Source organism: Flavobacterium nackdongense (assembly GCF_004355225.1).
Classification (GTDB): domain Bacteria; phylum Bacteroidota; class Bacteroidia; order Flavobacteriales; family Flavobacteriaceae; genus Flavobacterium; species Flavobacterium nackdongense.
The window spans coordinates 510,062-535,267 of the sequence record NZ_CP037933.1 but is presented as its reverse complement, the minus strand read 5'-3'; the positions used below and the strand labels follow the sequence as shown (position 1 = coordinate 535,267).

At 35.7% G+C, this 25,206-nt stretch carries 25 protein-coding genes; 7 read left to right on the top strand and 18 right to left on the bottom strand.

Translation table 11 applies throughout. The features are described from left to right. Positions 1 to 36 precede the first annotated feature (36 nt). The gene (locus E1750_RS02135) at positions 37 to 732 is read left to right on the top strand and encodes a DUF4240 domain-containing protein (RefSeq protein ID WP_133275180.1); all 696 of its coding nucleotides are present in this window, start codon (positions 37 to 39) and stop codon (positions 730 to 732) included. An 8-nt stretch (positions 733 to 740) separates the two neighbouring features. Here E1750_RS02135 and E1750_RS02130 read toward each other — a convergent pair whose 3' ends face one another. The 7 genes from E1750_RS02130 to E1750_RS02100 all read right to left on the bottom strand — a co-directional run bounded on the left by E1750_RS02130 (position 741) and on the right by E1750_RS02100 (position 6,690). Beyond that, the gene (locus E1750_RS02130) at positions 741 to 1,931 is read right to left on the bottom strand and encodes an ATP-grasp domain-containing protein (RefSeq protein WP_133275179.1); all 1,191 of its coding nucleotides are present in this window, start codon (positions 1,929 to 1,931) and stop codon (positions 741 to 743) included. An 81-nt stretch (positions 1,932 to 2,012) separates the two neighbouring features. Continuing rightward, positions 2,013 to 2,843, bottom strand: a complete 831-nt coding sequence (locus E1750_RS02125; protein ID WP_133275178.1) for a type 1 glutamine amidotransferase — start codon at positions 2,841 to 2,843, stop codon at positions 2,013 to 2,015. Between the two features lie 98 nt (positions 2,844 to 2,941). Next, complete coding sequence (locus E1750_RS02120; protein ID WP_133275177.1) at positions 2,942 to 4,051, bottom strand: carboxylate-amine ligase; 1,110 nt, start codon at positions 4,049 to 4,051, stop codon at positions 2,942 to 2,944. A gap of 92 nt (positions 4,052 to 4,143) precedes the next feature. Beyond that, entirely contained in the window at positions 4,144 to 5,085 is a 942-nt protein-coding gene (locus E1750_RS02115; protein WP_133275176.1) for an ATP-grasp domain-containing protein, read from the bottom strand. A gap of 40 nt (positions 5,086 to 5,125) precedes the next feature. Next, complete coding sequence (locus tag E1750_RS02110; protein ID WP_133275175.1) at positions 5,126 to 5,839, bottom strand: esterase family protein; 714 nt, start codon at positions 5,837 to 5,839, stop codon at positions 5,126 to 5,128. Between the two features lie 121 nt (positions 5,840 to 5,960). Continuing rightward, entirely contained in the window at positions 5,961 to 6,347 is a 387-nt protein-coding gene (locus E1750_RS02105; protein WP_133275174.1) for a glyoxalase, read from the bottom strand. Positions 6,348 to 6,411: 64 nt separating this feature from the next. After that, positions 6,412 to 6,690, bottom strand: coding sequence for a DUF3817 domain-containing protein (locus E1750_RS02100; protein WP_133275173.1), 279 nt, complete (start codon positions 6,688 to 6,690; stop codon positions 6,412 to 6,414). 102 nt (positions 6,691 to 6,792) lie between these two features. Between E1750_RS02100 and E1750_RS02095 the strand changes: the two genes are divergently transcribed. The 4 genes from E1750_RS02095 (at position 6,793) to E1750_RS02080 (ending at position 11,765) form a co-directional block, all read left to right on the top strand. Next, entirely contained in the window at positions 6,793 to 7,320 is a 528-nt protein-coding gene (locus E1750_RS02095; RefSeq protein WP_133275172.1) for a DUF6155 family protein, read from the top strand. Between the two features lie 108 nt (positions 7,321 to 7,428). Beyond that, positions 7,429 to 8,967, top strand: a complete 1,539-nt coding sequence (locus tag E1750_RS02090; protein ID WP_133275171.1) for a DEAD/DEAH box helicase — start codon at positions 7,429 to 7,431, stop codon at positions 8,965 to 8,967. A 133-nt stretch (positions 8,968 to 9,100) separates the two neighbouring features. Then, a complete protein-coding gene (locus tag E1750_RS02085; protein ID WP_133275170.1) occupies positions 9,101 to 10,402 on the top strand; it encodes a DEAD/DEAH box helicase in 1,302 nt (433 codons plus the stop codon). 88 nt (positions 10,403 to 10,490) lie between these two features. Further along, positions 10,491 to 11,765: an NAD(P)/FAD-dependent oxidoreductase gene (locus tag E1750_RS02080; RefSeq protein WP_133275169.1), complete on the top strand. Its 1,275-nt coding sequence runs from the start codon at positions 10,491 to 10,493 to the stop codon at positions 11,763 to 11,765. Positions 11,766 to 12,079: 314 nt separating this feature from the next. Here E1750_RS02080 and E1750_RS02075 read toward each other — a convergent pair whose 3' ends face one another. Then, positions 12,080 to 12,586, bottom strand: a complete 507-nt coding sequence (locus E1750_RS02075) for a DUF2911 domain-containing protein (protein WP_176582348.1) — start codon at positions 12,584 to 12,586, stop codon at positions 12,080 to 12,082. A gap of 176 nt (positions 12,587 to 12,762) precedes the next feature. On the opposite strand from E1750_RS02075, the gene E1750_RS02070 reads away from it, so the two are divergent. Beyond that, positions 12,763 to 14,679 carry a DUF294 nucleotidyltransferase-like domain-containing protein gene (locus E1750_RS02070; protein WP_133275167.1) on the top strand — a complete coding sequence of 639 codons (1,917 nt, stop codon included), beginning with the start codon at positions 12,763 to 12,765 and terminating at the stop codon, positions 14,677 to 14,679. 2 nt (positions 14,680 to 14,681) lie between these two features. Beyond that, positions 14,682 to 15,278: a 3'-5' exonuclease gene (locus E1750_RS02065; protein WP_133275166.1), complete on the top strand. Its 597-nt coding sequence runs from the start codon at positions 14,682 to 14,684 to the stop codon at positions 15,276 to 15,278. Here E1750_RS02065 and E1750_RS02060 read toward each other — a convergent pair. From E1750_RS02060 to ilvB, 10 genes are all read right to left on the bottom strand, one after another. After that, entirely contained in the window at positions 15,275 to 15,772 is a 498-nt protein-coding gene (locus tag E1750_RS02060) for a 4'-phosphopantetheinyl transferase family protein (protein ID WP_133275165.1), read from the bottom strand. The two genes, E1750_RS02065 and E1750_RS02060, sit on opposite strands and share 4 nt — an antisense overlap. Next, positions 15,769 to 16,023 carry an acyl carrier protein gene (locus E1750_RS02055; protein WP_133275164.1) on the bottom strand — a complete coding sequence of 85 codons (255 nt, stop codon included), beginning with the start codon at positions 16,021 to 16,023 and terminating at the stop codon, positions 15,769 to 15,771. The genes E1750_RS02060 and E1750_RS02055 overlap by 4 nt, the downstream gene beginning before the upstream one ends. Positions 16,024 to 16,026: 3 nt before the next feature. Next, the gene (locus E1750_RS02050) at positions 16,027 to 17,298 is read right to left on the bottom strand and encodes a beta-ketoacyl-[acyl-carrier-protein] synthase family protein (RefSeq protein WP_133275163.1); all 1,272 of its coding nucleotides are present in this window, start codon (positions 17,296 to 17,298) and stop codon (positions 16,027 to 16,029) included. Between the two features lie 39 nt (positions 17,299 to 17,337). After that, the gene (locus tag E1750_RS02045; RefSeq protein ID WP_133275162.1) at positions 17,338 to 17,766 is read right to left on the bottom strand and encodes a 3-hydroxyacyl-ACP dehydratase FabZ family protein; all 429 of its coding nucleotides are present in this window, start codon (positions 17,764 to 17,766) and stop codon (positions 17,338 to 17,340) included. Positions 17,767 to 18,067: 301 nt separating this feature from the next. Then, positions 18,068 to 19,120 (bottom strand): type III polyketide synthase, encoded by a 1,053-nt coding sequence (locus E1750_RS02040; RefSeq protein ID WP_133275161.1) that lies wholly within the window; start codon positions 19,118 to 19,120, stop codon positions 18,068 to 18,070. Positions 19,121 to 19,214: 94 nt separating this feature from the next. Next, complete coding sequence (locus E1750_RS02035; protein ID WP_133275160.1) at positions 19,215 to 19,934, bottom strand: methyltransferase domain-containing protein; 720 nt, start codon at positions 19,932 to 19,934, stop codon at positions 19,215 to 19,217. A 24-nt stretch (positions 19,935 to 19,958) separates the two neighbouring features. Beyond that, positions 19,959 to 21,089, bottom strand: coding sequence for an NAD(P)/FAD-dependent oxidoreductase (locus E1750_RS02030; RefSeq protein WP_133275159.1), 1,131 nt, complete (start codon positions 21,087 to 21,089; stop codon positions 19,959 to 19,961). Between the two features lie 142 nt (positions 21,090 to 21,231). Then, the gene (ilvC, locus tag E1750_RS02025) at positions 21,232 to 22,704 is read right to left on the bottom strand and encodes a ketol-acid reductoisomerase (RefSeq protein WP_133275158.1); all 1,473 of its coding nucleotides are present in this window, start codon (positions 22,702 to 22,704) and stop codon (positions 21,232 to 21,234) included. Positions 22,705 to 22,796: 92 nt separating this feature from the next. Next, on the bottom strand, positions 22,797 to 23,318 hold the full coding sequence (gene ilvN / locus E1750_RS02020; protein ID WP_133275157.1) for an acetolactate synthase small subunit: 522 nt from the start codon (positions 23,316 to 23,318) through the stop codon (positions 22,797 to 22,799). 83 nt (positions 23,319 to 23,401) lie between these two features. Next, positions 23,402 to 25,096 (bottom strand): biosynthetic-type acetolactate synthase large subunit, encoded by a 1,695-nt coding sequence (gene ilvB / locus E1750_RS02015; RefSeq protein WP_133275156.1) that lies wholly within the window; start codon positions 25,094 to 25,096, stop codon positions 23,402 to 23,404. Positions 25,097 to 25,206 lie beyond the last annotated feature (110 nt).

Genomic DNA, 25,206 nt, shown 5'->3' with positions numbered 1-25,206 from the left:
ATTCGAATAAAAAAATATCAATCTAATTAAAAATTTATGAAAAAATCACTCCTAAGTATATTTGCTTTTGTATTATTTAGCTGTGTGCAATTTGGCCAAAATAATAATGGAAAGTTGAATGAATTACTAGTAATAAATGAAGTATCACCAAAGAAACTTGGAATTGCTACTGATTCAACTTTTCTTTCTAAAACTAGTGAAATGTTAGAAGAAGATAAATTTTGGTTAATAATAGATCATTCTTTAAAGAAAAGTAGTAATCAAGAAGAGCAAGAAAAGATTTTAATTCAAGAAATTGAACAACTTTCACCTAAAGAAATGATAGGCTTTCGATTAAGAACGGATAAACTTCTTTATGATACTTATACTTCGGAAATTTGGTGTGCAGGGTATATGATGAATGGTGGTTGCTCTGATGACGGATTTGAATATTTTAGATGTTGGATAATATCAAGAGGAAAAAACGCCTATTATAAAACAAAATTGAATCCCGATTATCTTATTAACGAAATTAGTGAAGATTCAGAATTTTATGATTTTGAAAGTTTTTGGTACGTTGCATTGACTGCGTTTAAGAACAAAACAGGTAAAGAATTATATGATTATATTGATAATGAAAAGTTTAAAGCAAATGAAGGAAATTATCCAGAATTTAAATTTACTTGGGAGGAAAATAATCCTGAAAGTATGAGAATAATTTGTCCAAAACTATATCAAAAATTCATGAAATAATAAATTCCCTACCTCTCAAACAACGCCAAAGTCCCGCCGACCCAATCTTTATCTTTATTGAATTTCACGCCAATCATCTCACCACGGCTCAATCTCGCTAAATTACAGAGTAGAGTAGGAGCGGCATCTTCTTTTTTCCAGACGCAAAGTACGCGCACTTCGCATTTTACTTTTCCGTCGGGCGATTGCACTATTGGGATGTAATTTACTTTTTTCTGTAGAATGTACAATTCTTTTTCGACTACGGCTTCGATGTCTTCTTTTTTAACGTGAAAAATGACACCCGAACCCGAGAAAGAGAATAAAGGTTTCAGTACATAATTTTCCAAGTCTTCCGGGATTTCTGTTAAATCGCTCAACAAAGTAGTTTCGATGAAATACTTGCCTTTGAGCATAGGTAAAATATACTTGCTAATTCGGAAAAACCAATTGGGATGTCCGGCCCATTCCACATCGAGCTCGTCCGAAAAATGGAAATTCAGTTTCAAATCAGGTCGTAATTCTAGTTCGTCAAAAATCACGCGATTGTAGATTCTTTTCACAAGGATTTCTTCGCCGTTTTCGTTTTTGTAAAAGAGTTGATTGCCTTTTTTAATTATTTCGGTAACACAAACGATCGGAATGCCAAGATCTCTTCGGCAATAATAAAAATCGATTTTCGTGTTTTGTTTTTCGGGTTCAATTTCCAATAGAATGACATTCTCTTTCGGATGATTGTTGCAAATTACTTCTTCCAGCGTTTCAAAATACTCCTCAATGGTAATGTTATTGATAAACGGTGTCAACTCGGAAAGAAACGGATAATGATTCTTGAATTTTTCGTATAAATTAATTTGGTAATTATACAAAGAAGGGAATCCTTGCACTTCAATTAATTTTGGAACAACCACTCCATTTTCTTCACAAATTCCAAAGTCAATGGCCAAGAAAGTAGTATGATCATCTTCGTTAGGAACTTTTTGATTTAACTCTAATGATTTCTCTGTAAGTATTTTAAAGTCGTTCTGTTGAATTAGTTTTATAACATCAGCACAACCTTCCAACATTTGAGCTTTTAATTCATTGGAAATAAAAAAAGGCGTTTCTCCAATGCGAAAAGTGGGAGCATAATCAAAATCCGAAGCAATATCGTCCTTGAATTCCTGATACTTTTTGTCAGTAAATTGAGAATTAAAAAGTTGTCTGTATCGGTCTATCATTCTTTAAGATTTGTATAACGTATAGCTATATATTGTAGATCGTAAATTACATTATACAAAAATACAATATACATTATACAGCTAGTTCGACAATATTTTCTTGCTCACCATCAAATCATTTATGGCAAATCGAAGGAAATTCGGAATCAGTGTTTCATTGGTTTTGTAAATTTTATCATCGTCAACCAAGTCTTCCAGCATATTTCTAAACTTGGTATTGCCTTTCATTTTTTTGATTTTTTCCTTTGATTCTTTATTTCTCAAATTGGCAATAAAACTGATGGGATCCGCTTCGGGATGAAATTGCGTTCCCACAAAATAATCTGAAAAGCGCACCGCCATAATAGCTCTTTCGTATTTAACGTAATCTCTAATTTTTTCTAAAGAAATAATTTTGGCTCCTTTTTTGGCAAAAACGCTCAATTTGGGCTGTACCACTTGGTAATCTCTAGAATCAATAGCATAAAAAGGATCGGCAAGACCTTCAAATAGCGGATCGGTTTGACCCTCTTTGGTTTTATGAACGGTCATAACCCCAAAGGAAGTGTCGTGTCTTTTTGTAATTTCGGCTAAACCAAAATGTTTACACGCCATTTGAAACGAATGACAAATAAATAAAACGTGCTTTTTTACTGTGTTTTCTTTATTCCATTTTGTCAATTCATCGATAAAAGCATAATACTTCAAATCCCAATCACCATCACCAATCATTGGATTTCCTGGTCCTCCTGTCGAAATGTAAATATCAAATTCTGTAATTTCGGGCAATTCTGATTTTCCTCTTACATCAAAAATTTGAAAGCTAACGATTTGATTGAAACGATTAATAATATCGATTATACAACGCATTCCTTGATTGGGAGTGCCATCATACATATCTAAAACCGCTATTTTTAAGGTGTTATTTTTCATTATTTTCGAAAATTATAAATTTTCTGCAAAGATACCTTTTTCAAAAGCATTGCCAATGGTAATGTTAATTTAAGCGGAAAATTTTAACAAAAATGCAATTATAGCCCTTTTGTGAACTCAGTTGTTATGAAATCCACAACTTTTGTCAAATCATTAGTTTCTTCAAAAACTTTCAATTGCCGGTCGGCTCCTGTTCCGTTTTTCATAATTTCATAGACGTAATTGATCTTATCTCTGCTACCTAATTCATCGACTACATCATCGATAAACTCCAATAATTCGACAATTAGCAACTTCGTTTCAACTTCTTTATGCAATCCAAAATCGATCATGTGACCATCAATGCCATAACGAGCAGCCCTAAATTTGTTTTCACGAATCAAGGCCAATCGATAAATATTGAAACTCATATTGTGCATCGACAATTTATACAATTTTGCCACAATGGCTTGAATAATCGCTGCAATACAAATCGTTTCATCTACGGTTAAACTCATGTCACAAATCCGAAATTCGATAGTGTCATAGAAGGGATGCAGCCGCAAATCCCACCAAATCTTTTTTGGATTATCGATACAATTGGTTTTGACCAAAGTGTCTAAATAATCATCATAAGAAGAAACAGATTCGAAATATTCAGGCAAGCCTGTACGCGGAAATTTATCAAAAACTTTAGTTCGATAGGATTTATAACCTGTGTTTCTGCCTTCCCAAAAAGGGGAATTGGTTGAAATCGCAAAAATATGAGGCAAAAAATAAGTGGCTTGGTTCATCAATTGTATCCCAATTTCCCGATTTTCGATTCCTACATGGCAATGCATACCAAAAATCAAATTGGATCTGGCGGCATCTTGCATTTCATTGATGATATTGTGATAGCGCGGATCATCGGTAATGGGTTGGTCCTGCCATTTCGAAAAAGGATGTGTTCCTGCTCCTCCAACAATCAACCCTTGAAGGTCTGCCAAACCCACAATCGCAGTACGTAAGGATTTAATTTCAGTCTCGGCTTCGTGTATATTTTTGCAAATATTGGTACCAACCTCTACCACCGATTGATGCATTTCGGCTTTGACTTGTTCGTTCAAAATAATTTTGGCTCCATCGACAATTTTAGATAAATGAGAGCGTAAATCCCGAGATTCAGGATCTATAATTTGGTATTCTTCTTCGACACCAAGAGTAAAAACAGGCAGTTTTCTTGACATAATTTTTTAATCTGAAAAAATTAAAAAAGCTAAAAATTGAAATGATATAAAATCTATTTTTTTGATAGTTCCTTCTTTTTGCTTTTTTGGATTTATTTAACGGCGTCTTTGATGAATGTCCCCCAAGTTAAATTTATTTTGCCTGGTTTTTGTTTTTTGGCGGCAGCAATAGCCATTTTGGCGGCATGTTCTACTACCCATTCAAAATTTTCGGCTCCAACCGAGGTGATTTCGGCATCAGGAGCAGGATTTCCAAAATCAATTGCGTACGGAATTCCATCTCGAACTGCAAACTCAACCGTATTAAAATCATAGCCTAAACCTTTGCAAAGTCGCAATGTATAATCCTTAACGGTAGCTAAAAGTGCTTTTGAAACTGGCGGACCATCAATAACATAGCGCAAATGATGCGGATTTCGGGGTTCGTATTGCATGATATGAACATCCTTGCGCCCCAAACAATACACACGGAAATATTCGGTAAAAACAATTTCTTCCTGTAACATCATTACTAGTTGTCCAGTCTCTTGGTGTTTTTCCCAAAATTCTTCTTTATTCTCAAGTCTGTACACATTTTTCCAGCCACCACCAGCATAAGGTTTCATATAAGCTGGAAATCCTATGTAATCAAAAATTCCTTCCCAATCCATAGGGTATTTCAAATTTCGAAACGATTTTCCGGTAGTATCTGTAGGATGTTCCGCCGACGGTAGAATCACGGTGTTGGGTAGGGGAACCCCAAGTGTATCTGCTAATGAATTATTGAAAAATTTATCGTCAGCACTCCACCAAAACGGATTATTGATGACATTGGTTCCTGTCAAAGCAGCATTCTTTAAGTAGGCTCTGTAAAACGGGACGTCTTGCGAAATTCGATCAATTATTACCGCATATTCGCCATCTTTATTTTGAACTACTTTGTCAATAGAAACGGCTTCCGCAATAATGCCTTTTTCATTTTTTGAGTTTACTCTATCGATAAACGCCTGCGGAAAAGTATCTTCCATTCCGAATAATATTCCAATTTTCTTCATATAATTATCTTTTATCTTACTACTTCAATCTTAAATACTTTTAAAAAAACTTAATCCTGGATAAATAATGGGGAAACATTTCTTTCCAAACGGGCCAATCGTGATCTCGGTCTGGTCGAACATCAAGCCAATGATGAATGTTGCGATTGCTCAAAACTTTACTCAATTTAAGATTGGCATCATAGCAAATATCCCAGTTGGATGTCCCTAAACAAATGTCCATATTCCACAATTCGTGGTCGTTCAAACCGTATAAATAATCTTCGGGACTGTTGTAAAAAACGTTATCATCGTGGTATCCATCCATAAAACTTTTGATATTGAAGGCACCTCCCATAGAAAAAAGATGACTGACATAACCTGGATGCCGAAAAGCAAAATTAGCGGCGTGATAGCCACCAAAACTGCAACCGGCAACAACTACTTTACCTGAATAGGTATTGTCTTTCACTTTTTCGACAATTTCGTGACAAATCATTTTATCGTACCAAGTATGATTTTGAATCCGGTGTACAGGATGAATTTGCTTGTTGTAAAAACTGTCTTTGTCGATACTTGCTGGGCAAAATATTTGGACTAATCCTTGATCGATATACCATTTGGCGGACTCAATCAAACCCATATCCTTGTTCTCGTGATAGCTTCCCATCGAAGTTGGAAAAAGAATTACCGGATAGCCAGCGTGACCAAAAACGAGCATTTCTATTTCTCTACTTAAATTGGGGGAGTACCATTTAAAATATTCTTCTTTCATGCTGCTAATTTTTTAACAATTATAACAAAAATAATGAAGTAAAAACAATAATTGGATAAATAAAACGCTTATTTATGCGAAATGCAGTATAAATATTTTTAAGTTAACCAAAAGATAATTTTTATAATAATTGCACTTGACTTTTTAGTCTTTCGATAAGCATTCCCATCATCCTTTTGTTAAGACTAGAAGAATTTTGAATATAAAACTCATATTCCTCGAGGGTAAATAAAGCAATTACCATCCCTTTTAAAGCATTTCGGAATTTGATGTCTTTTTGAATCGAATTTTCAATCATTGCCATTTTTTTTTCTATTGAAAAAGTGCTAAAATCGATTCTGTTCTTGACCAGATAATTGTGAAAAGAAGCAATAAAAATGGTGTTCTGTAATTTTAAAATAGGGCGAAGTACTTGATTTTGAAATAATTCGTCGGAAGAAGTTTGTGCAGAGACAGCACCGAGGGGATTTCCTCTGAACTCTTTTAAAAAAATATCGCGTTGTTCCATCTTTTTTTTTGTTTAAAAATATAAAAAAAAGAGATAGAAATTACTTTTATTCAGTGAATTATATTTAACGCAAATATTTTTTCTCTACATAAAAAGTGGCAAAGGGGAGAAGGGAAGCGCCAAGAATTACCAAAGATGTTTTGTAACTCCAAGCTTGAGATTTGATTAGTAAAATGGTCAGCAAAACATAGCTTATAAACAATAAACCGTGACTCATTCCTATGGGATATAATAAAGTTTTGTAAAGTTCTATATTTGAAGGTTTGATAAAAAGCATATTAAAAAGTAATACTAAATAGGAAACTCCCTCTAAAATGGCGATATTTTTTAAAATTCTCAACATAAGTATGATTTTCTAAATTCGAAGCGCAAAACTAAGGAATAACATTCATTTTAAATGCATTTATTGCTAAAGTAAATTACTTTTGCATAAAACAATCAGGGAATGAGTAAGCGCGATTTAAAAAAATACCTTTCGGAACTCGATAAAAATCAACTCGAAGAACAAATTATCGAGTTGTATGAAAAATTCAGTCCCGTAAAGATTTATTACGATTTTGTTTTCAATCCCAAAGAAGAAAACTTATTGAAGGAAAGTAAAATAAAAATTTCTAATGAATACTTTCCGCAAAGAAGCTCGGGAAAACCGCGAAAACCTAAAATGCGCCGGTCGGTAGCGCAAAAATACATCAAACATTTTATTGTTTTGGGGGTAGATTCCTTCATAATTGGCGACCTTATGCTTTATGCCATCGAAATTGCTCAAACTTTTTCAGCCGAAAAACCGGTAAAAACCGAATTGTTTTATAAAAGTATGTTGAATTCGTATCAGCAAGCAGTTAAATTTATGATTTCCAATGGAATACTAGACGATTTCAAAACTAGAATCAACGACATAAACAACGAAGCTATTGCCCAAAACTGGCACAATAGCCTCGAATTTGATGCTGTTTTAGAACGATTGCAGTGGTGAAATCCAGTTGCATAATTGATTTTAATTAAGCCTCATCCTTTTTTTACGGAATTATGTAGTGGAATAACTCTTTTTTAGATGTATTTTTGCAAAAATCCATCAAAAGCAATGCCTTTACAAACGCTAGAAACAGAAATCGAAGATAAAAAAGAACTTTATTCGTATCAAAAAGGAGATATTCAAGCTATTTTCGAACGATTAGATAATGCCCCTGCCAATCATCATTTATTATACCAACTGCCTACTGGCGGCGGAAAAACAGTGGTTTTTTCAGAAATCGTCCGACAGTATTTGTCCAAACACGACAAAAAAGTAGTCGTATTGACACATAGAATCGAACTTTGTAAGCAAACTTCTAAAATGCTCAAAGGTTTTGATGTCAAAAATAAAATCATCAATAGTAAAGTCAAAGAACTTCCGGATCAAAACGATTATTCTTGTTTTGTAGCTATGGTCGAAACCTTGAAAAATAGAATCAACGACGAAAAGTTGCATCTGGACAACATTGGTTTAGTGATTATCGACGAGGCGCATTACAATTCCTTTCGAAAATTATTGAGTTCGTTCAAGAATGCCTTTATTCTTGGAGTTACTGCAACGCCCTTGAGTTCGAATATTAAGTTGCCAATGCATCAAAATTATGATGAATTAATCGTTGGAGATAACATTAGTTCACTAATCGAAAAAGGTTTTTTGGCCAAAGCCATTACCTATAGTTACGATGTGGGTTTAACTTCGTTAAAAGTAGGAATCAATGGTGATTATACCGTGAAATCCTCCGATGATTTGTATACCAATATGGCAATGCAAGAAAAATTATTGCACGCCTACACCGAAAAATCCTTGGGAAAAAAGACGCTGATTTTCAATAATGGAATCAATACTTCTTTATACGTGTACGAAACCTTTCGAGAGGCGGGTTTTGATATTCGTCATTTGGACAATACCAGTAATAATGAAGATCGAAAAGCGATTTTGCATTGGTTCAAGCACACACCGGATGCTATTTTGACCTCGGTAGGTATTCTTACCACAGGTTTCGATGAGCCTACTGTAGAAACCATCATCCTAAACCGAGCTACAAAATCGCTGACATTATACTTTCAAATGATCGGTCGAGGTTCGCGTAAATTGCCCAAAAAAGATACTTTTACGGTGATCGATTTAGGAAACAACGCCGCTCGTTTTGGCCTGTGGAATGAACCTGTCAATTGGCAGCATATCTTCAAATCGCCTGAATTCTATCTTGAAAACCTGCGCGATGACACAGAAATCGAAATGTATTTTAAATATACGATGCCGCCCGAGTTGCGCGCGAAATTTGCCAAAACCGAGGAGGTCACGTTCGATGTCGATGAAGAACACAAACAAGCCATCGCTCAAAATTTGCGTTCCAAAGTAGTTTTAGACAAATCATTAGAACAACACGCAGCAATGTGTGTCGATAATACCGAGGAATTACGAGATGCCAAAGCCTTATGCAAAGAATTAGACCCAGATATCGAATGCCGTTTGAAACGCTATGCGAAATGCCTCAGTCAATGCAGCAAAAACTACCGCGAATGGCTCGTAGAGGACTATAAGCAAAAACTCCAATTGTTAATAGGGAAGAAGTATCGCGAAAAAATTATGAACGAAGCAGATTAGTTTTTAGGAGCTATTTCCCGCTATTCGTTACAATCTATTGTGCCGAACACCGGCACAATAGGATTTCCACTGCTATCGGGGCTATGGTATTCGTTTTCAAAAAAACAATTTTATAAATTATTAAAGCTACAAAATGGCAAAACAATTCGCCGATTTAGGAATCCAAGAATCCATCATAAAAGCACTTTATGATTTAAAAATTGTTGTTCCTACAGAAATTCAGCAGAAAACAATTCCGTTGCTATTGGCCACTAAAACCGATATCGTAGGTTTAGCTAAAACAGGTACAGGAAAGACCGCGGCTTTTGGTTTACCATTACTTCAGTTAATCAATTATAAAATTGATGTAATTCAGGCAGTTATATTAGTTCCAACTCGTGAATTGGGACATCAGATTTATACCAATTTAAAATCCTTTACTACATATCTACCAGAAGTTGCTATAGCAGAAATCTGCGGAGGAATTCCAATAAAACCACAAATAGAACGATTGACTAAACCCACGCATATTGTGGTAGCAACACCCGGAAGATTGATAGATTTAATGCAACGAAAAGCCATCAATTTGAAAGAAACTCAGTTTTTGGTTTTAGACGAAGCCGATGAAATGGTGAGCATTCTGAAAGAAAGTTTAGATGAAATTGTAGCCGAACTGCCCAAAAACCGGAGAACATTGTTATTCTCTGCAACTATGCCAGGCACTGTCAAACAATTGATTCAGAACTATTTGAATAAAAATGTGGTTCAATTAAGTGCAGATATGCAAACCATTGGTAACCAAGATATAAACCATCAGTATATGGTAGTAAATCCTGAGGAAAAATTGGATGTTTTGATGCATTTTTTGATGACGAAAGAAGGCGAACGCGGGATTATTTTTTGCAAAACCAAGGCCGCTGTCAACAAATTGGCAAAAAATTTAGCGATCAACCGATTTTCAACTGGAGCTTTGCACGGAAGTTTGTCACAGGGCATTCGAGACCGAATTATGGAACAATTCCGCGAAGGCTTTATCAAGATTTTGGTCGCAACAGATTTGGCTGCCAGAGGAATTGATGTCAAGGAAATATCTTATGTTGTCCATTATCATTTGCCGGATGTTTACGAAGTCTATGTTCACCGCAGCGGAAGAACGGCACGAGCCGGTGCCAAAGGATTTTCATTGACGGTGCTACAAGCTGAAGAAGAGGTTGAAATCGCAGATTTCGAAAGAGAATTAGGGATCAAATTCACCAAATTCCAAAAACCAACCACCGAAAATATTGAAGAAAACAAATCGATATTATGGGCAAAACAAATTTTTAAAACGAAACCTACGCAAGAAGTGTCGGTCGAAGTTAAAAACAAAGTCAAAACAATTTTTCATCATTTGACCAAAGACGAATTGATTGAAAAAGTATTGGCGCATCACGCTCTGCAAATCAAGAAAATTTAAATACTGAAACACTTGTTAAATAAAAATAAAATTGCCGCAAATTTTCATATTAAAAGGTAATTTTGCACAATAATTTTACTCTAAAGCGATGAAAATAGTCATAATAGGTGGAGGTTTTGCTGGAATTAATTTAGCGCAAGAACTTTTAAATTCTAAAAACATTGAAGTCACTCTTGTAGATAAAAACAATTATAATTTTTTTTCACCATTAATCTATCAGGTGGCTACAGCCTTTTTAGAGCCATCAAGTATCAGTTATCCCTTTAGAAAGTTTTTTGCCGGTAAAAAGAATTTAAAATTTCGATTAGGCGAATTGCAAAAAGTTATACCGAGCGAAAATAAAATAGTACTCAATAATGGTGTATTAGAATATGATTATTTAGTTTTCGCCACCGGTGCAGAAACTAGCTACTTCGGTATGGAAAATGTCAGAAAAAATGCCATTCCAATGAAAACGCTTAACGATGCAATTGAAATGCGCAACGCTTTATTAAAAAACTTAGAAAAAGCGGCAATTTGCACAAATAACGCCAAAAGGGAATCTTTGTTAACTATCGTTGTGGTAGGTGGAGGTCCAACAGGAGTGGAAGTTTCAGGAATGTTGGCCGAAATGAAAAGGAATATCATAGCAAAAGAGTATCCCGAATTTGCGCGATCAGTCGGACGTATCTATTTGGTAGATGGTGGCGATGCCTTATTGGCACCGATGAGCAAGGATTCGCAACGGCATACTTTCGAAGCTGTGACGAAATTAGGCGTAACTGTGCAGTTAAACTCACAAGTAGTTGATTATGATGGGGAAACGGTTTATTTTGCCAATGGAAAATCAATACGAACAAAAAATTTAATTTGGGCTGCAGGTATAACGGCGAAAGTTTTTGATGGAATTCCGGCAGAAAGTTATGGTCGTGGTAAAAGAATTATAACTGATAAATTCAATAAAGTACAGTCAACAAACAATATTTTTGCTATCGGTGATACGTGTATCGAATTGAGTGATCCTGATTTCCCAAACGGTCATCCGCAAGTAGCTCAAGTTGCTATACAACAAGGATTGAATTTAGCCGAAAACTTTAAATTAATGCAACGTGGAAAATCGCTACAACCTTTCAAATATAACGATAAAGGGTCGATGGCGATTATTGGAAAAATGAAGGCAGTGGTGGACTTACCAAAACCAAAATTACATTTTAATGGTTCTTTCGCTTGGTTGATTTGGTTGTTTATTCATTTGATTTCTTTAATTACATACCGCAATAGATTTCAAACGTTATACAATTGGATGGTGGCTTATTTATCGAAAGATCAAGCGTTGCGAATGTTGATTCGGCCTGATAAAAGAGCAAAGCAACTGGAATCCTAATGTAGATTTAATGGCCCTTTTGCTAGAGATTTGGTTGGTTATTCATTTGATTTCTTTAATCACATAGCGGAATAGATTTCAACGGTATACAATTGTATGTTGGCTTATCTGGTGAATCCGTTTTCAAGTAATAGCCTTAGTTTTATATAGCTTATTTTGAACTATAATTTATATTATGTAAAATAGAATATTTTTATATCTTAGCTAAATGTCACAATATTAATAAGTTATACTTTTTGAATTCTACCCTAATTCATAGAGCAAAAAAAACACCAACAAGAATTATTGTTGGTGTTTAGGCTATATTTTTGAGATTATTTTACACCAAACGGAATATTCCATTTTTCCCAACTCAAAACAATCGATTTGTCATTGATCGTATATACTAAACTTTCAGTAGTCGAACTTGAAGCTTTTTGTTTTACGGTGACACGCAACTGATCTTGTTTTTCGTCATAATTACTTGTTCCAGACATTTTAGCTACTTTATTGAAGATGAGCACACATTCTTTTTCGCTAGGAATCACAAAAAACGAATATTTACCTGCAGGTAATTTTGCTCCCTCAATCATTAGTTCTTTGTCTGTTTCTATAGTAGTTGCAGCATTGGCACCGGCTCTCCAAATTTTGTTAAACGGAACCAATTCTCCCCATATTACTCTACCTTTTACAGATGGGCTGCTATAATTTATGGTTATGGTGGCCCCATTAATTTTACCAGTTGCCACAGCAGCTGGACTGGCTGGTTTGTTCTGAGCATTTGTCATTACAGAAACCAATAACGCAATGACTATCAGTTGGATATTCTTTTGTAATTTCATAATTAAGATGTTTTAGATTAATCAATAAAATTAGAATTTCTTGATTATATTTATCAAACTACAGCAGTAATTTAAGAAAAATTTATGAAATTTATAATTTAGCTGTTTTGCTTGATTATTGACTGTTTTATAAAAAATAAATTTATATTTTTACCGTCAAAACCATATTCATTACTATGAACACAATTGCTGAACATATTGCAGATTTTCTCAAGAAATATCCGCCTTTCGATAATTTAACTTTTCAAGAATTATCTGAAATCGCAACAAGTATTCGAGTAATAAATCTTGAGAAACACAAAATATTATTTCAAATCAACGATGTTTTACACGATAGTTTTTATGTTGTGGCCTCAGGTGTGGTCAATCTTTCTGTTATAGCCGATGCAGAGGAAACCTTATTGAATAAATGTTATGAAGGTGATATTTTTGGTTTACGGCCGTTTTTTGCCAAAAACAATTATCAAATGACAGCAAAAGCGCGTGAAGAAAGCATTATTTACGCTATTCCTATTGCTACATTCCGCCCTTTTGTAGCCAATAATTCTGAGGTTCTGGACTTTCTTTTACATAGTTTTGCTTCCAATACCAGTAATCCTGCGGACAAAGAAAATAGTAGCGGAAAATTGCTTTCAGACAATGTCTATTTTGCCGACCAACAATCTGAAATACAATACTTTCAATCCTTATCCTATAATGTAGCGCCCCTGACTGGGACCGAAAATACAACAGTGCAAGAAGCGGCGCAACAAATGACCAACTCCCTCTCGACTAGCGTGCTCGTTTGCCAAAATAGTTTGCCTATTGGGATTGTGACCAACACCGATATGTGTTCAAAAATTGCAACGGGTCGTTTCCCGATAAATACTACCTTAGATAAGATTATGTCTTCTCCGGTGGTTACTGTGGTAGAAAATGTTTCATTGGCAGAAGCTCAGTTATTGATGCTCAAGTACAATGTTACTCACTTGTGTGTTACCCAAGACGGCACTGACAAATCAGTTGTTAAAGGTGTCATTTCTGAACACGATTTAATTGTGGCTCAAGCCAGCAACCCCGGCGTTTTAATCAAAGAAATCAAACGCTCCCAAACACCGAAAGATTTAAAATCTATTCGAGAACGGTTGACTGAGTTGGTACAAAAAGCCATCCAAAAAAACATACCGATTTCGAGAGTAAATATCCTAGCAAGCGAAATCAATTTAGCGCTTATCAAACGAGCTGTCGAATTGTCTATTTTAGATTTAGGCTCTCCTCCTGCCCGTTATGCTTGGTTAAGTATAGGCAGTCAAGGTCGTAGAGAACAATTGCTGACCACAGATCAGGATAGTATGTTGATTTTTGAAGACGTAACGGCCGAAAAATATAGAGATGTAAAAGATTATTTTTTAAAATTAGGAAAACGAACCACTGCAATTCTTGAAAAAGCAGGATATGAATATTGTCCTTTCGGACATATGGCGAGCAATATGCTGTGGTGTAAGTCACTGACAGACTGGACCAATCAGTATCAAAGCTGGATGAATACTCCGGGTGAAAACAGCAATCAATTGAGTAGTATTTTCTTTGATTTTGAAATTGTTATCGGAGAGAAAAAAATTGAGGAAGCGATCGAAAATGTGATTTTCAATAATATTAAAAACAATACCTTATTGTTTGATTTCCTTGGTAATGAAGCCCTTCGAAAAAATTCACCTTTGACTTTTTTCAAGAAATTTCACGTCGAGGAAAAAGGCCCAAATAAAGACAAATTTGATATTAAAACCCGAGCTTTGATGCCTCTAATTGATGGAGCTCGACTGTTTAGTTTAAGTCATAATATGCGGGGTATCACCAGTACATACCTGCGCTTCAAGCAATTAGCAATTGTAGATCCGAGAAATTCAGAGATTTATATCAATTGTTCAAAAGCTTTTATCATTTTATCTAAATTTAGGACTTTGGAAGGTTTAAAAAATGACAGTTCTGGTCAATACATCAATTTGATGGAACTTTCCAAAGCTGAAAAAGAAGTTTTGAAAAATGCTTTTGAACCGATGGAAGCACTAGAAGATTTAATAAAAGATAAATTTCAACTGACGCAATTTTCATAAGTATGCTAGACTGGTTAAAAAATATCAATAAAGAATATCCGGAGTTTTGGAAAACCTATCTGTCTAAATTTGAAAAAAAATCGAATCGATTCGTTGTTTTATCCACTGAAACAACGGGTTTGAGTTTAGAAAAAGATGTGATTGTTTCCATTGGGTCTTTTTCGATAATCAACAACAGCATCGTCATTGGGGATAGTTTTGAAACCGTGATTGCGCAATACAAATTCTTTCACGAAAACGGCATATCGAACGAATTTACGATTGAAACTAAAATGAAAAAAATGGGCGAAGCCGATGCAACTCAAGCTCTTATTGAGTTTGTTGGAAACTCCATTTTAGTCGGACATCATATCGATTTTGATGTCGAGATGCTCAACATGGCTTTAGAGCGTATGGGCTGCGGAAGATTAAAAAACGAGGCTTTAGACATTGACGTGATGCACAGAAAATTATTGGATATCAATAACAAACAATTTTCATTAGAAGAATTATGCGATATTTATAAAATACCCAAAAGTGATCGAAATTCCTCTTCTGAAGATGCGTACAAAATTGCTTTACTTTTTCTGAAATTAAAATCGAGATTGAAATTGAATTAAATGGTAATAATTTGCTCAAATCTTCCGTGATGACTTATAGATACGGGAGTTGACGACCACTCATTCACTTCAAAATAGGCTGGAATCCCATTTATTTTTCGAATATTTTTTCTGTTTTTTAAAAATTTAATTCGTTCCAAATAGTCTTTGTTTTCAACGGCTATCGTGTTGATGTGCTCATCTGAAACAACCGTTTTGGTATAATAAACAAAATCTTGGATCACCACCTTTCCATAATTTACGGCATCGTTCAATTCCAAATCAAAGCATTCAAATTGCAAAGGAATATAGCCTCGAATCTGCGTATTTCGATTGTAAATTTTATAAGCCGCTTCCTTCCTACTCCACAAATTCCAAACCATTAGCTCCGGTTTCGTGGAATTCAAAATCAAAAGCTGCTCGTCTTGAGTAAAGATTTTATCCAAAAATCCCTTCCGTTGCCAATGGCTTTCTTTTTGTGCCAAAACCAAATCGACGATGTCGTTTCCAATCATTTTTCCGATAATTTGGTTTCAATAATTTCCAAAGCAGATTTTACGTCTAGCATTCGTTCCATAGATTGATTGTCGATAACGATATCAAATTCCTCTTCAATATCTAAAATTACATCGACTAAATTGGCCGAATTGATTTGCAAATCACCAATAAAATCAGTACTTTCGGAGAGATTGTCAAAAGCTTCCTGGTTTTTGATGTACGGCTTGATGATAATTTTTAACTTCTCAATAGTTTCTTTTTTGTCCATAGTCTAATTGTATTTTTTAAATAGTACGCAAGCATTAACATCACCAAAACCAAAACTAGCCTTAGCAATAACCTTCAATTCCATTTCAATCATTTTTTGAGGAATTCTATTGGCATCGATTCTAGCGGTAATTTCAGGATGCAAATCTTCGCAGTTGATATTCGGAAAAACAAATCCCTGCTGCAATTGCAAAATCGATGCGACGCTTTCGACACTTCCAGCACCCGACAAACAATGTCCAACCATTGATTTTAGCGAATTGATATAAGGAAAATCGACTCCACTCCTACCCAAGGCTTCACTCCAATTCTGAATTTCTAAACTATCTTTGGATGTTGCGGTCAAATGCCCGTTGATAGCATCAATTTCATCGGGACGAATTCCAGCATTTTCAATAGCCTTTTGGATGCATTTTTGCACCGCAACCGAATTTGGCGCCGTCATCGTGCCTTCCCCTCTTTGTCCACCAGAATTAAGGTTTCCTCCCAAAACTTCGGCATAAATTTTCGCTCCTCGGGCTAAAGCAGTTTCTAAATCTTCTAACACCAAAGCCCCAGCACCACTGCTGGGAACAAAACCCGAAGCGGTTGCCGACATAGGTCGTGAGCCCTGTTCAGGGGTTTCATTGTGTTTGAAAGTACAGACTTTCATAGCATCAAAACCTCCCCAAATATAAGGTCCTGAATCGCTTGTACTGCCTGCCAAAATACGTTTTGCTTGACCAGATTTGATACGGTCGAATGCCATTAAAATACTTTCGGTGCCTGTGGTACAAGCTGAAGAGTTGGTTGTTACTTGATTGCCTAAACCTAATTTTCCTCCTAAATAAGCGCTCACACCGCTATTCATAGTCTGTGCTACGGCTGTGCTTCCTAATCTTCGGGTTTGAAAATCATCAATTTTATAAATGCTTTCTCTGAATTTGTCAATTCCTGAAGTTCCTGTGCCAAAAATAGTTCCAGTTTCCCAATCAGGTTCGGCATTGATTTCTGTGGGTAAGCCGGCATCTTTCCAAGCATCAATTCCTGCAATTACGCCGTACAAAATCCCTGCTGAATTAAAGTTTCGAAGTTCTAATTCGGTAAAATAATTCAGCGATAATTCGGTTGATATTATTGGTTTCCCCGCAATCTGACACGAAAATTGCAACCGTTCCAATTCGGCATCGTGCCTAATTCCTGAAATTCCATTTTTTATGGCATTTGTAAACGCATCAAGTCCAACCCCATTGGGAGCAACGATACCAAGACCCGTAATTACTACACGTTTATTCATTTTGTCATTGCGAGGAACGAAGCAATCCTATCCTCCTATTTAAACCATTATTCCTGCCATTGTTCCACTACAAACTACTTCCTCTTTTTCATTTTTCATCATCACCTTGCATTTCAATTTACCAAATCTAAAATAAAGTTTCTCTGAAATCACGGTTACTTTTTCGTTTGGAAAAACAGGTTTTAAAAACTCAATTTCAGTTGATGTTAAAGCAATTGCAGTGCTTGAATTAAATGTATCATTCATTAAATACATTCCCAAACAAACCAAACCAATTTGCGCCATAACCTCAGTTAGAATTACTCCCGGTGTTACGGGATTGTCTTTAAAATGTCCTTTGTAAAAATCCAGATTTTCATCAAAAGTATAGGTTCCCACTACTCCATTTTCATCAATATGCAGTAAGTCATCCACAAACAAAAAGGGTTTGGAATAGGGTAATTTTGATATGATTTCTTGTTTTTCCATACTTTTTATGCCACTGATTCACAGATTTAAAAATTGTATTCAATAGATAATTTAGCAGGGCATTCGCTTTTAAAAAAATTTGACACAGATTTGCTTCGCCTGTTCGCTATCGCTCGGGTCACAAATTTACACAGATTTCGATCTGTTTTGATTACACGAATTCTTAAAAACAACTAAAATTAGTAGAATTCAATTTAATAAGTAATACAATTTGTGCTAATTCGTGCAATTCGTGTTTGAAAATTTTAAACGCGAACGGCCTGATAATTTAAAAAAATTTGTGAATCTGTGGCTAACTATTTTAAAATTGCACTAAAACCTTTTGAGCCGAAAACCCTGGTCCAAAACTCAACATCAATCCCTTTGATCCTGTCTTTGGTTTCGCATCCATAATTCGTTCTAAAACATACAAAACCGTAGCGCTTGACATATTGCCGTACAATCGCAATACTTCCTTTGTATCGTCGATATTTTTTCCTAATTCAGAAAATAAACTTTCCACTGTTTGCACAATTTTTTTGCCGCCGGGATGAAAAATTAAATGGTCTAAATCTTCCATATTTAGCTTGTTTTTCTCTAAAAATGGCTGGATAATATCCGAGAAATGTGAGGCAATTGTTTCTGGAACTTCTATATCAAGTACCATTTTCAAACCTGAATTAGTGAGTTTGAAACCCATTAGATGTTCGGCTTCATAGAAATGATACATTTCTTCATCCAAAATTTCAGGACCTTCATCGTCATTATGGGATGAAAGCAAAACACAAGCTGCACCGTCACCAAAAATAGCGGCACTGACCATATTCGCCATCGAAAAATCATCCAATTGAAAGGTTGCCGTCGGGCTTTCGACCGCGATTACTGCGGCACGTTTGCCAGGATTCGCTTTCAAGAAGTTTTTTGCATAAATAATTCCTGAAATTCCCGCGGCGCAACCCATTTCAGTCACCGGAAGCCGAACGATGTCTTGACGCAAATTCAATTTATTAATCAAATAGGCATCCAAAGACGGGATCATAATTCCTGTACAACTCACAGTGATTATAAAATCTAAATCTGTCGGTTTCCAATGGGATTTTTTTAGTGCTTTTTCCAAAACTTTCGTCCCTAAATCGATCACTTCACGAACGTAAATATCGTTTCTTTCCTCAAAAGAAGTGTTGGTAAAAACTTCAATAGGATCCATAATCGAGTAGCGCTTATCGACTGCAGCAGCTTCAAAAATCTTCTTTACTTTTCGGACGAATCGACTATCTTGCCCAACCAGCCAAGCATCTAAAAAAGGAATAATTTCTTCCGTTGTTCTAGAATACTTGGGTAATTGTTTAGAAACACATTTGATTTTTACACTCATATTTTAAATTTTAATTCAAAAGCAATGACAATCCTTAATAAATGACAAACAGATTTGTTGCCATCTCCCTCTTCCAACTTCCCTCTCCCAACTTCTAACTTCCCACCTTCTCAATGATCCATTGGTAACGAAAAGCCCATTTCCATTGGATTTTATAATGTGTTAGATTTAATTTTTTTGAAAAACGAACCAAATCTTCTTTCTTGAAACCTCTTAAAATGGAAACTAATCCATCTGCTCTCGACATGGAATTGAGTCTAAAAACAAAACACAAAACCTGAAATAATCGGTAGGCCAAAGCACTTCTATGCAAATCATTAATAACAATGCCAATCCTAGAATTGGTATTAAGAAGAGTCATTAATTTTAAAATTTCATCTTCTTTAAAATGATGTAACGTTAAGGTGCATAGCACAATATCGTATTTTAAATCTGCAAAAGCTTTATCAAAAATATCTTCACATCGATACCTTATATTGGAGTATTCCTCCGATAACTGTTGGGCGTGATTTATGGTAAAATCGTTCGCATCAATTCCGATTAGGTTAAAATGCAATTGATTTTCTAAACCATAATCTGCCAACCTTCGCAACATATCGCCATTGCCACAACCCACATCCACAATTGTAATTGGAGTTGCCTTTGGACTTTTTTGAATTAATTTCTGAACCCCATTTAAGGTCAACTGGTTTCCACCTAAGAGTTGGTTAATTTTGGCAATTTTATCCAAAGCCTCCCGCAAAATTTCGCCTTGCATTGCAAAATCATCCATCAATTCCGGCTCGTTTGACCTATATTTGGTATGTATTGACATCTAATTGAAATTGATTTTTCATTGTTATTGCAATGGAATAGGCTTGCCGTGAGTCTTTTTTATAATTTTGGGCAATAATGATGGAAATATAGTCAAAAAATGCATCAGAAATATCGTTAATTTTTCTGATTGTAAAATTTTAGACAAAAAACGCCCCATCGTGAGTCTACTTTTGAAATGGGTATTCCATTCTTGTGTGTATTTTTCTTCTAATTTTTTTCGATTAATAATTTTATGTTCCATAAAATCGATAACCAATTCAGCAGCGATCTTAGCACTATGAATAGCCATCGCCATTCCGTTGCCACACAAAGGATGAATTAATCCGGCGGTGTCACCAATCATCAAAATATGATTTTCGACTGCCACTTTTTTCTCGAAAGAGACTTGGCTGATCGTCAATGGTTTTTCAAAAAGGAGCGCACAGTTTTCGAAAATAGTTTTCAAATGCGGATTTTTGTGCAGTACATTGGATTGGAATTCTTCAATATTCTTGTATTTCTTAAAGCTTTTATAATCGACTAGATAGCAAATGTTTACGGTATTGTTTTCTACTTTTGAAACGCCACAATAGCCACCTTCAAAATTATGTAATCCGACTAAATCATCTGAAAAATCTCCAGAATAATGGGCTTTTACCGCCAACCAAGGTGCTTTTTTTTGAATGAAATTTCGATTTAGTTTTAGATCCAAATTAGACCGTTTGCCAAAAGCTCCGAGCACAATTTTGGACCTGAATTCCAAAGTATTACTGGTTATAATGGTGAACACGTCTTCTTTAAATTGAATGTTTTCAACGCTTTCGTGTAGGATTTGACAACCGTTTTCAATGGCTTTTTGATATAAATAGTAATCTAAGTTGTACCGGCTAACTCCAAAGCCGCCAAGTGGTAGCTTTCCAAAAATTGTTTTACCGTTAAGGGTAGAAAATTCGATTTTAGAAATTTTAGATGGATTTAAGCTGTAAATATCAACGCCCAACCATTGGAAATACGGTAAAATTTCATTGGAAATGTATTCCCCGCAAACTTTATGTTTTGGATATTCATTTTTTTCAATCAAGATTACTGTATAGCCTGACTTTGACAAATGTATGGCACTAGTAAGGCCCGCAAGCCCTCCTCCTATAACTACGGCATCGACAATTGTTTTCATACAATTGCTAAGGTAATAAATATTTATCCTTAAATAGGAGCAATTCTTGATAAACAAAAAAAGCGAAATAGAAATTCTATCTCGCTTTTAATTTTAGTTGCTCTTGTTTTCCGCTACGGGAAGTGAGTTTCTTATGTCAATCTTACACAATTTTTTTCATCGCCGTCATGGATTCTCTCAACCAAGCTCCCACTTCTTCGACGGGATGATTTCTGATGATGTAATTCACTTCAATTAATTCTTTGTTGTCCACACCATTATTTCCGTCACTAAATGGGCGGCCCACAAGATTATTTGGAGCATTTTTCACATATTCTGCAATTAACGGCTTACAAGCGTGATCGAACAAATAACATCCGTACTCTGCTGTATCCGAAATTACTCGGTTCATTTCGAATAATTTTTTTCTTGCAATAGTATTAGCAATAAGCGGAGTTTCGTGCAATGATTCGTAATAGGCAGATTCTTCTATTATTCCTGAATCAGTCATCGCTTCGAAAGCCAATTCTACACCTGCTTTTACCATAGCCACCATCAAAACTCCGTTGTCATAATATTCTTGCTCAGAGATTTCAAAATCACCTGCGGGTGTTTTTTCAAAATTTGTGGCTCCAGTTGCAGCTCTCCAAGTCAAAAGGTTTTTATCATCATTAGCCCAATCTTCCATCATTGTTTTAGAAAATTCACCTGAAATAATATCGTCCATATGTTTTTGGAATAATGGACGCATGATATCTTTTAATTCTTCTGAAACTTTAAACGCAGTAATTTTTGCAGGATTCGATAGACGGTCCATCATATTGGTGATTCCACCATATTTCAATCCTTCGGTGATTGTTTCCCATCCGTATTGGATTAATTTAGAAGCATATCCAGCGTCAACACCTTCAGCAACCATTTTGTCAAAACACAAGATGGAACCTGTTTGCAATAAACCACAAAGAATGGTTTGTTCTCCCATTAAATCTGATTTTACTTCGGCTACAAAGGAAGAACGCAATACGCCTGCTCTGTGTCCGCCTGTTGCTACAGCGTATGCTTTGGCTTGAGCCAAACCTACTCCATCTGGATCATTTTCAGGGTGAACGGCGATTAAAGTGGGTACGCCAAAACCTCTTTTGTACTCTTCACGAACCTCAGAACCTGGGCATTTAGGCGCGCACATAATTACTGTAATGTCTTTACGGATTTGCATTCCTTCCTCAACGATATTGAAACCGTGAGAATAAGCCAATGTAGAACCTTTTTTCATCAAAGGCATAATGGCACCCACCACGGCAGTATGTTGTTTGTCTGGGGTAAGATTGCAAACCAAATCCGCTGTTGGAATTAGTTCTTCATAAGTTCCTACTTTGAAACCGTTATCAGCAGCATTCATAAACGAGGCTCTTTTTTGAGCAATCGCTTCGGCACGCAAAGCATACGAAATATCTAAGCCAGAATCTCTCATGTTCAAACCTTGATTCAAACCTTGAGCTCCGCAACCTACAATGACTACTTTTTTTTCTTTAAGTGCCTCTATTCCCTCTGCAAATTCGGATTGATCCATAAATTCGCAAACGCCTAATTGTTCTAATTGTAATCTAAGTGGTAATGAATTGAAATAATTTGCCATTTTTTAGTGTTTAATAATTGTATGATTTCTATTTTAGTATTTAAAGTTATGCTTTTCCAAAAGCTGCTCCCGATAGCGGTCGGGACTCAAGCCTATTTAAGATCTTCTAATAAAGTGGTCACTTCCATTTTTTCTTTAGAAACTGATATTCTACCAGAACGCACAAATTGCATGATGCCATAAGGTTTCAACTTGTCGTATAATTCATTGATTTCGGAACGTTTTCCGGATTTTGAAATCACAAAAAAGTCTCTGGAAACGGTCACAATTTCAGAGTGACTTTCTTTGATTATGTTCTGGATTTGTCTTTCGTCGAATAATAGGCTAGATTCAATTTTGAAGATGGCACTTTCTAAGAAAATGGTTTCTTCATCGATATGATAGAAAGCTTTGATTACTTCGATTTGTTTTTCGATTTGACCCACGATATTTTGTACCCATTTTTCGGTAGTTTTCACTACAATAATGAATCTGGAAACATTTTCGATTTCAGATTCGGATACATTTAAACTCAATATATTGATGTGGCGTTTCAAGAATATTCCTGATATTCGGTTGAGTAGGCCAACGTTGTTTTCTGAATACACCGAAATGGTGAATATTTTATTTTCCATTTATTAATTGTTTAATGTTGTTTAAAGTTGTTTAAAGTTTAAAAATGTTCAAACAACTTTAAACCTTAAACCTTAAACTATTTTTATGATAATCGCATTTCCGAAACCGAAGCTCCTGTTGGAATCATAGGAAATACATTGTTTTCTTTTTCAATCATTACTTCTAGGAAGTAAGAGTCTTTTGAAGCGAGCATTTCGGCTACAGCTGCATCCAAATCTTCACGATTCACGACTTTTTTGGATTGTATATGATAGCCTTCAGCGATGGCTACAAAATTAGGATTGGTCATTACTGTTGAGGCATAACGGCTATCGAAAAACAATTCTTGCCATTGACGCACCATTCCTAAAAATTCATTGTTCAGCACCACAATTTTTACTGCCACTTTGGTTTGGAAAATAGTTCCCAACTCCTGAATGGTCATTTGAAAACCACCATCACCAATAATAGCCACAACTTCGCGGTCTGGTCTTCCCATTTTGGCGCCTATTGCAGCCGGCAATGAAAATCCCATTGTACCTAATCCACCGGAATTGATCATACTTTTGGATGAATTGAATTTGGCATAACGGCAAGCAAACATTTGGTGTTGTCCAACATCTGGTACTATAATGGCATCTCCTTTCGAGTGTTTGTTGATCATTTCAATGGTTTCTCCCATAGAAATCCCTCCTTTTGTAGGTGCAAGTTCTTCGTTGATTACGGCTTCGAATTCAATTTTGTAATACGCTTTAAACTCGTTGTGCCACGCTTCGTGTGTCTTGTTTTCGATCATCGGAATCAAGGCTTGTAGCGATTCTTTCACATCGGCTAAAACTGCAACGGTAGTCTTAACGTTTTTGTCGACTTCGGCAGGATCAATTTCGAAATGAATTACTTTGGCTTGTTTGGCATAAGTCGCAAGATTACCGGTGACCCTATCATCGAAACGCATTCCCAAAGCGATTAATACATCACATTCATTGGTTAGTAAATTGGGACCATAGTTTCCGTGCATTCCAAGCATTCCCACATTCAAAGGATGGTCTGTTGGTAAAGCTGAAAGTCCCAAAATAGTCCAAGCGGCTGGAATTCCAGATTTTTCTATTAATTCTTTTAATTCTGCTTCTGCTTCACCCAAAATAATACCTTGACCAAAAATAATGTACGGTTTTTTGGCATTATTGATTAATGCAGCAGCTTCGGCCACTTTATCAAGATTTAAAGTTGGTTTTGGGGTGTAGCTTCTGATGGAGGTACATTTTTTATAACTAAAGTCCATCAAGTCAAATTGCGCATTTTTTGTAATATCAATCAACACTGGACCTGGACGACCTGATTTGGCAATAAAAAAAGCTTTGGCGATTATTTCTGGAATTTCAGAAGCCTCGGTGATTTGGTAATTCCACTTAGTTACCGGAGTCGAAATCCCGATAATATCTGTTTCCTGAAACGCATCAGAACCTAATAAATGTTTACCCACTTGACCTGTGATGCAAACCATTGGAGTAGAATCGATTTGCGCATCGGCAATTCCAGTGACTAAATTGGTGGCTCCCGGTCCCGAAGTTGCTATGGCTACTCCTACTTTTCCGGTTGCTCTTGCGTAGCCTTGAGCGGCGTGGGTTGCACCTTGTTCGTGACGTACTAAAACGTGGTGCAATTCTTCTTTAAATTTATATAATTCGTCGTAAACGGGCATAATGGCACCACCGGGATAGCCATAAATCAAGTCCACTCCTTCTTCGAGTAAACATCGTATAACCGCTTCAGCGCCTGATATTTTAGTATTTTCCATTTTTTAATTTTTATTCCTCACCCCAACCCTTACCAAAGGAAAGGAAGCCGATACTAGCAAAGGTGGATATAATTATTTTCGAATATTATTTTTATTTGTTACTCATTTCC

Excerpts from the sequence above, each read along its gene's own strand:
- E1750_RS02135 (WP_133275180.1), top strand. The coding sequence starts at position 37 with ATGAAAAAATCACTCCTAAGTATATTTGCTTTTGTATTATTTAGCTGT.
- E1750_RS02130 (WP_133275179.1), bottom strand. The coding sequence starts at position 1,931 with ATGATAGACCGATACAGACAACTTTTTAATTCTCAATTTACTGACAAA.
- E1750_RS02125 (WP_133275178.1), bottom strand. The coding sequence starts at position 2,843 with ATGAAAAATAACACCTTAAAAATAGCGGTTTTAGATATGTATGATGGC.
- E1750_RS02120 (WP_133275177.1), bottom strand. The coding sequence starts at position 4,051 with ATGTCAAGAAAACTGCCTGTTTTTACTCTTGGTGTCGAAGAAGAATAC.
- E1750_RS02115 (WP_133275176.1), bottom strand. The coding sequence starts at position 5,085 with ATGAAGAAAATTGGAATATTATTCGGAATGGAAGATACTTTTCCGCAG.
- E1750_RS02110 (WP_133275175.1), bottom strand. The coding sequence starts at position 5,839 with ATGAAAGAAGAATATTTTAAATGGTACTCCCCCAATTTAAGTAGAGAA.
- E1750_RS02105 (WP_133275174.1), bottom strand. The coding sequence starts at position 6,347 with ATGGAACAACGCGATATTTTTTTAAAAGAGTTCAGAGGAAATCCCCTC.
- E1750_RS02100 (WP_133275173.1), bottom strand. The coding sequence starts at position 6,690 with ATGTTGAGAATTTTAAAAAATATCGCCATTTTAGAGGGAGTTTCCTAT.
- E1750_RS02095 (WP_133275172.1), top strand. The coding sequence starts at position 6,793 with ATGAGTAAGCGCGATTTAAAAAAATACCTTTCGGAACTCGATAAAAAT.
- E1750_RS02090 (WP_133275171.1), top strand. The coding sequence starts at position 7,429 with ATGCCTTTACAAACGCTAGAAACAGAAATCGAAGATAAAAAAGAACTT.
- E1750_RS02085 (WP_133275170.1), top strand. The coding sequence starts at position 9,101 with ATGGCAAAACAATTCGCCGATTTAGGAATCCAAGAATCCATCATAAAA.
- E1750_RS02080 (WP_133275169.1), top strand. The coding sequence starts at position 10,491 with ATGAAAATAGTCATAATAGGTGGAGGTTTTGCTGGAATTAATTTAGCG.
- E1750_RS02075 (WP_176582348.1), bottom strand. The coding sequence starts at position 12,586 with ATGAAATTACAAAAGAATATCCAACTGATAGTCATTGCGTTATTGGTT.
- E1750_RS02070 (WP_133275167.1), top strand. The coding sequence starts at position 12,763 with ATGAACACAATTGCTGAACATATTGCAGATTTTCTCAAGAAATATCCG.
- E1750_RS02065 (WP_133275166.1), top strand. The coding sequence starts at position 14,682 with ATGCTAGACTGGTTAAAAAATATCAATAAAGAATATCCGGAGTTTTGG.
- E1750_RS02060 (WP_133275165.1), bottom strand. The coding sequence starts at position 15,772 with ATGATTGGAAACGACATCGTCGATTTGGTTTTGGCACAAAAAGAAAGC.
- E1750_RS02055 (WP_133275164.1), bottom strand. The coding sequence starts at position 16,023 with ATGGACAAAAAAGAAACTATTGAGAAGTTAAAAATTATCATCAAGCCG.
- E1750_RS02050 (WP_133275163.1), bottom strand. The coding sequence starts at position 17,298 with ATGAATAAACGTGTAGTAATTACGGGTCTTGGTATCGTTGCTCCCAAT.
- E1750_RS02045 (WP_133275162.1), bottom strand. The coding sequence starts at position 17,766 with ATGGAAAAACAAGAAATCATATCAAAATTACCCTATTCCAAACCCTTT.
- E1750_RS02040 (WP_133275161.1), bottom strand. The coding sequence starts at position 19,120 with ATGAGTGTAAAAATCAAATGTGTTTCTAAACAATTACCCAAGTATTCT.
- E1750_RS02035 (WP_133275160.1), bottom strand. The coding sequence starts at position 19,934 with ATGTCAATACATACCAAATATAGGTCAAACGAGCCGGAATTGATGGAT.
- E1750_RS02030 (WP_133275159.1), bottom strand. The coding sequence starts at position 21,089 with ATGAAAACAATTGTCGATGCCGTAGTTATAGGAGGAGGGCTTGCGGGC.
- ilvC (WP_133275158.1), bottom strand. The coding sequence starts at position 22,704 with ATGGCAAATTATTTCAATTCATTACCACTTAGATTACAATTAGAACAA.
- ilvN (WP_133275157.1), bottom strand. The coding sequence starts at position 23,318 with ATGGAAAATAAAATATTCACCATTTCGGTGTATTCAGAAAACAACGTT.
- ilvB (WP_133275156.1), bottom strand. The coding sequence starts at position 25,096 with ATGGAAAATACTAAAATATCAGGCGCTGAAGCGGTTATACGATGTTTA.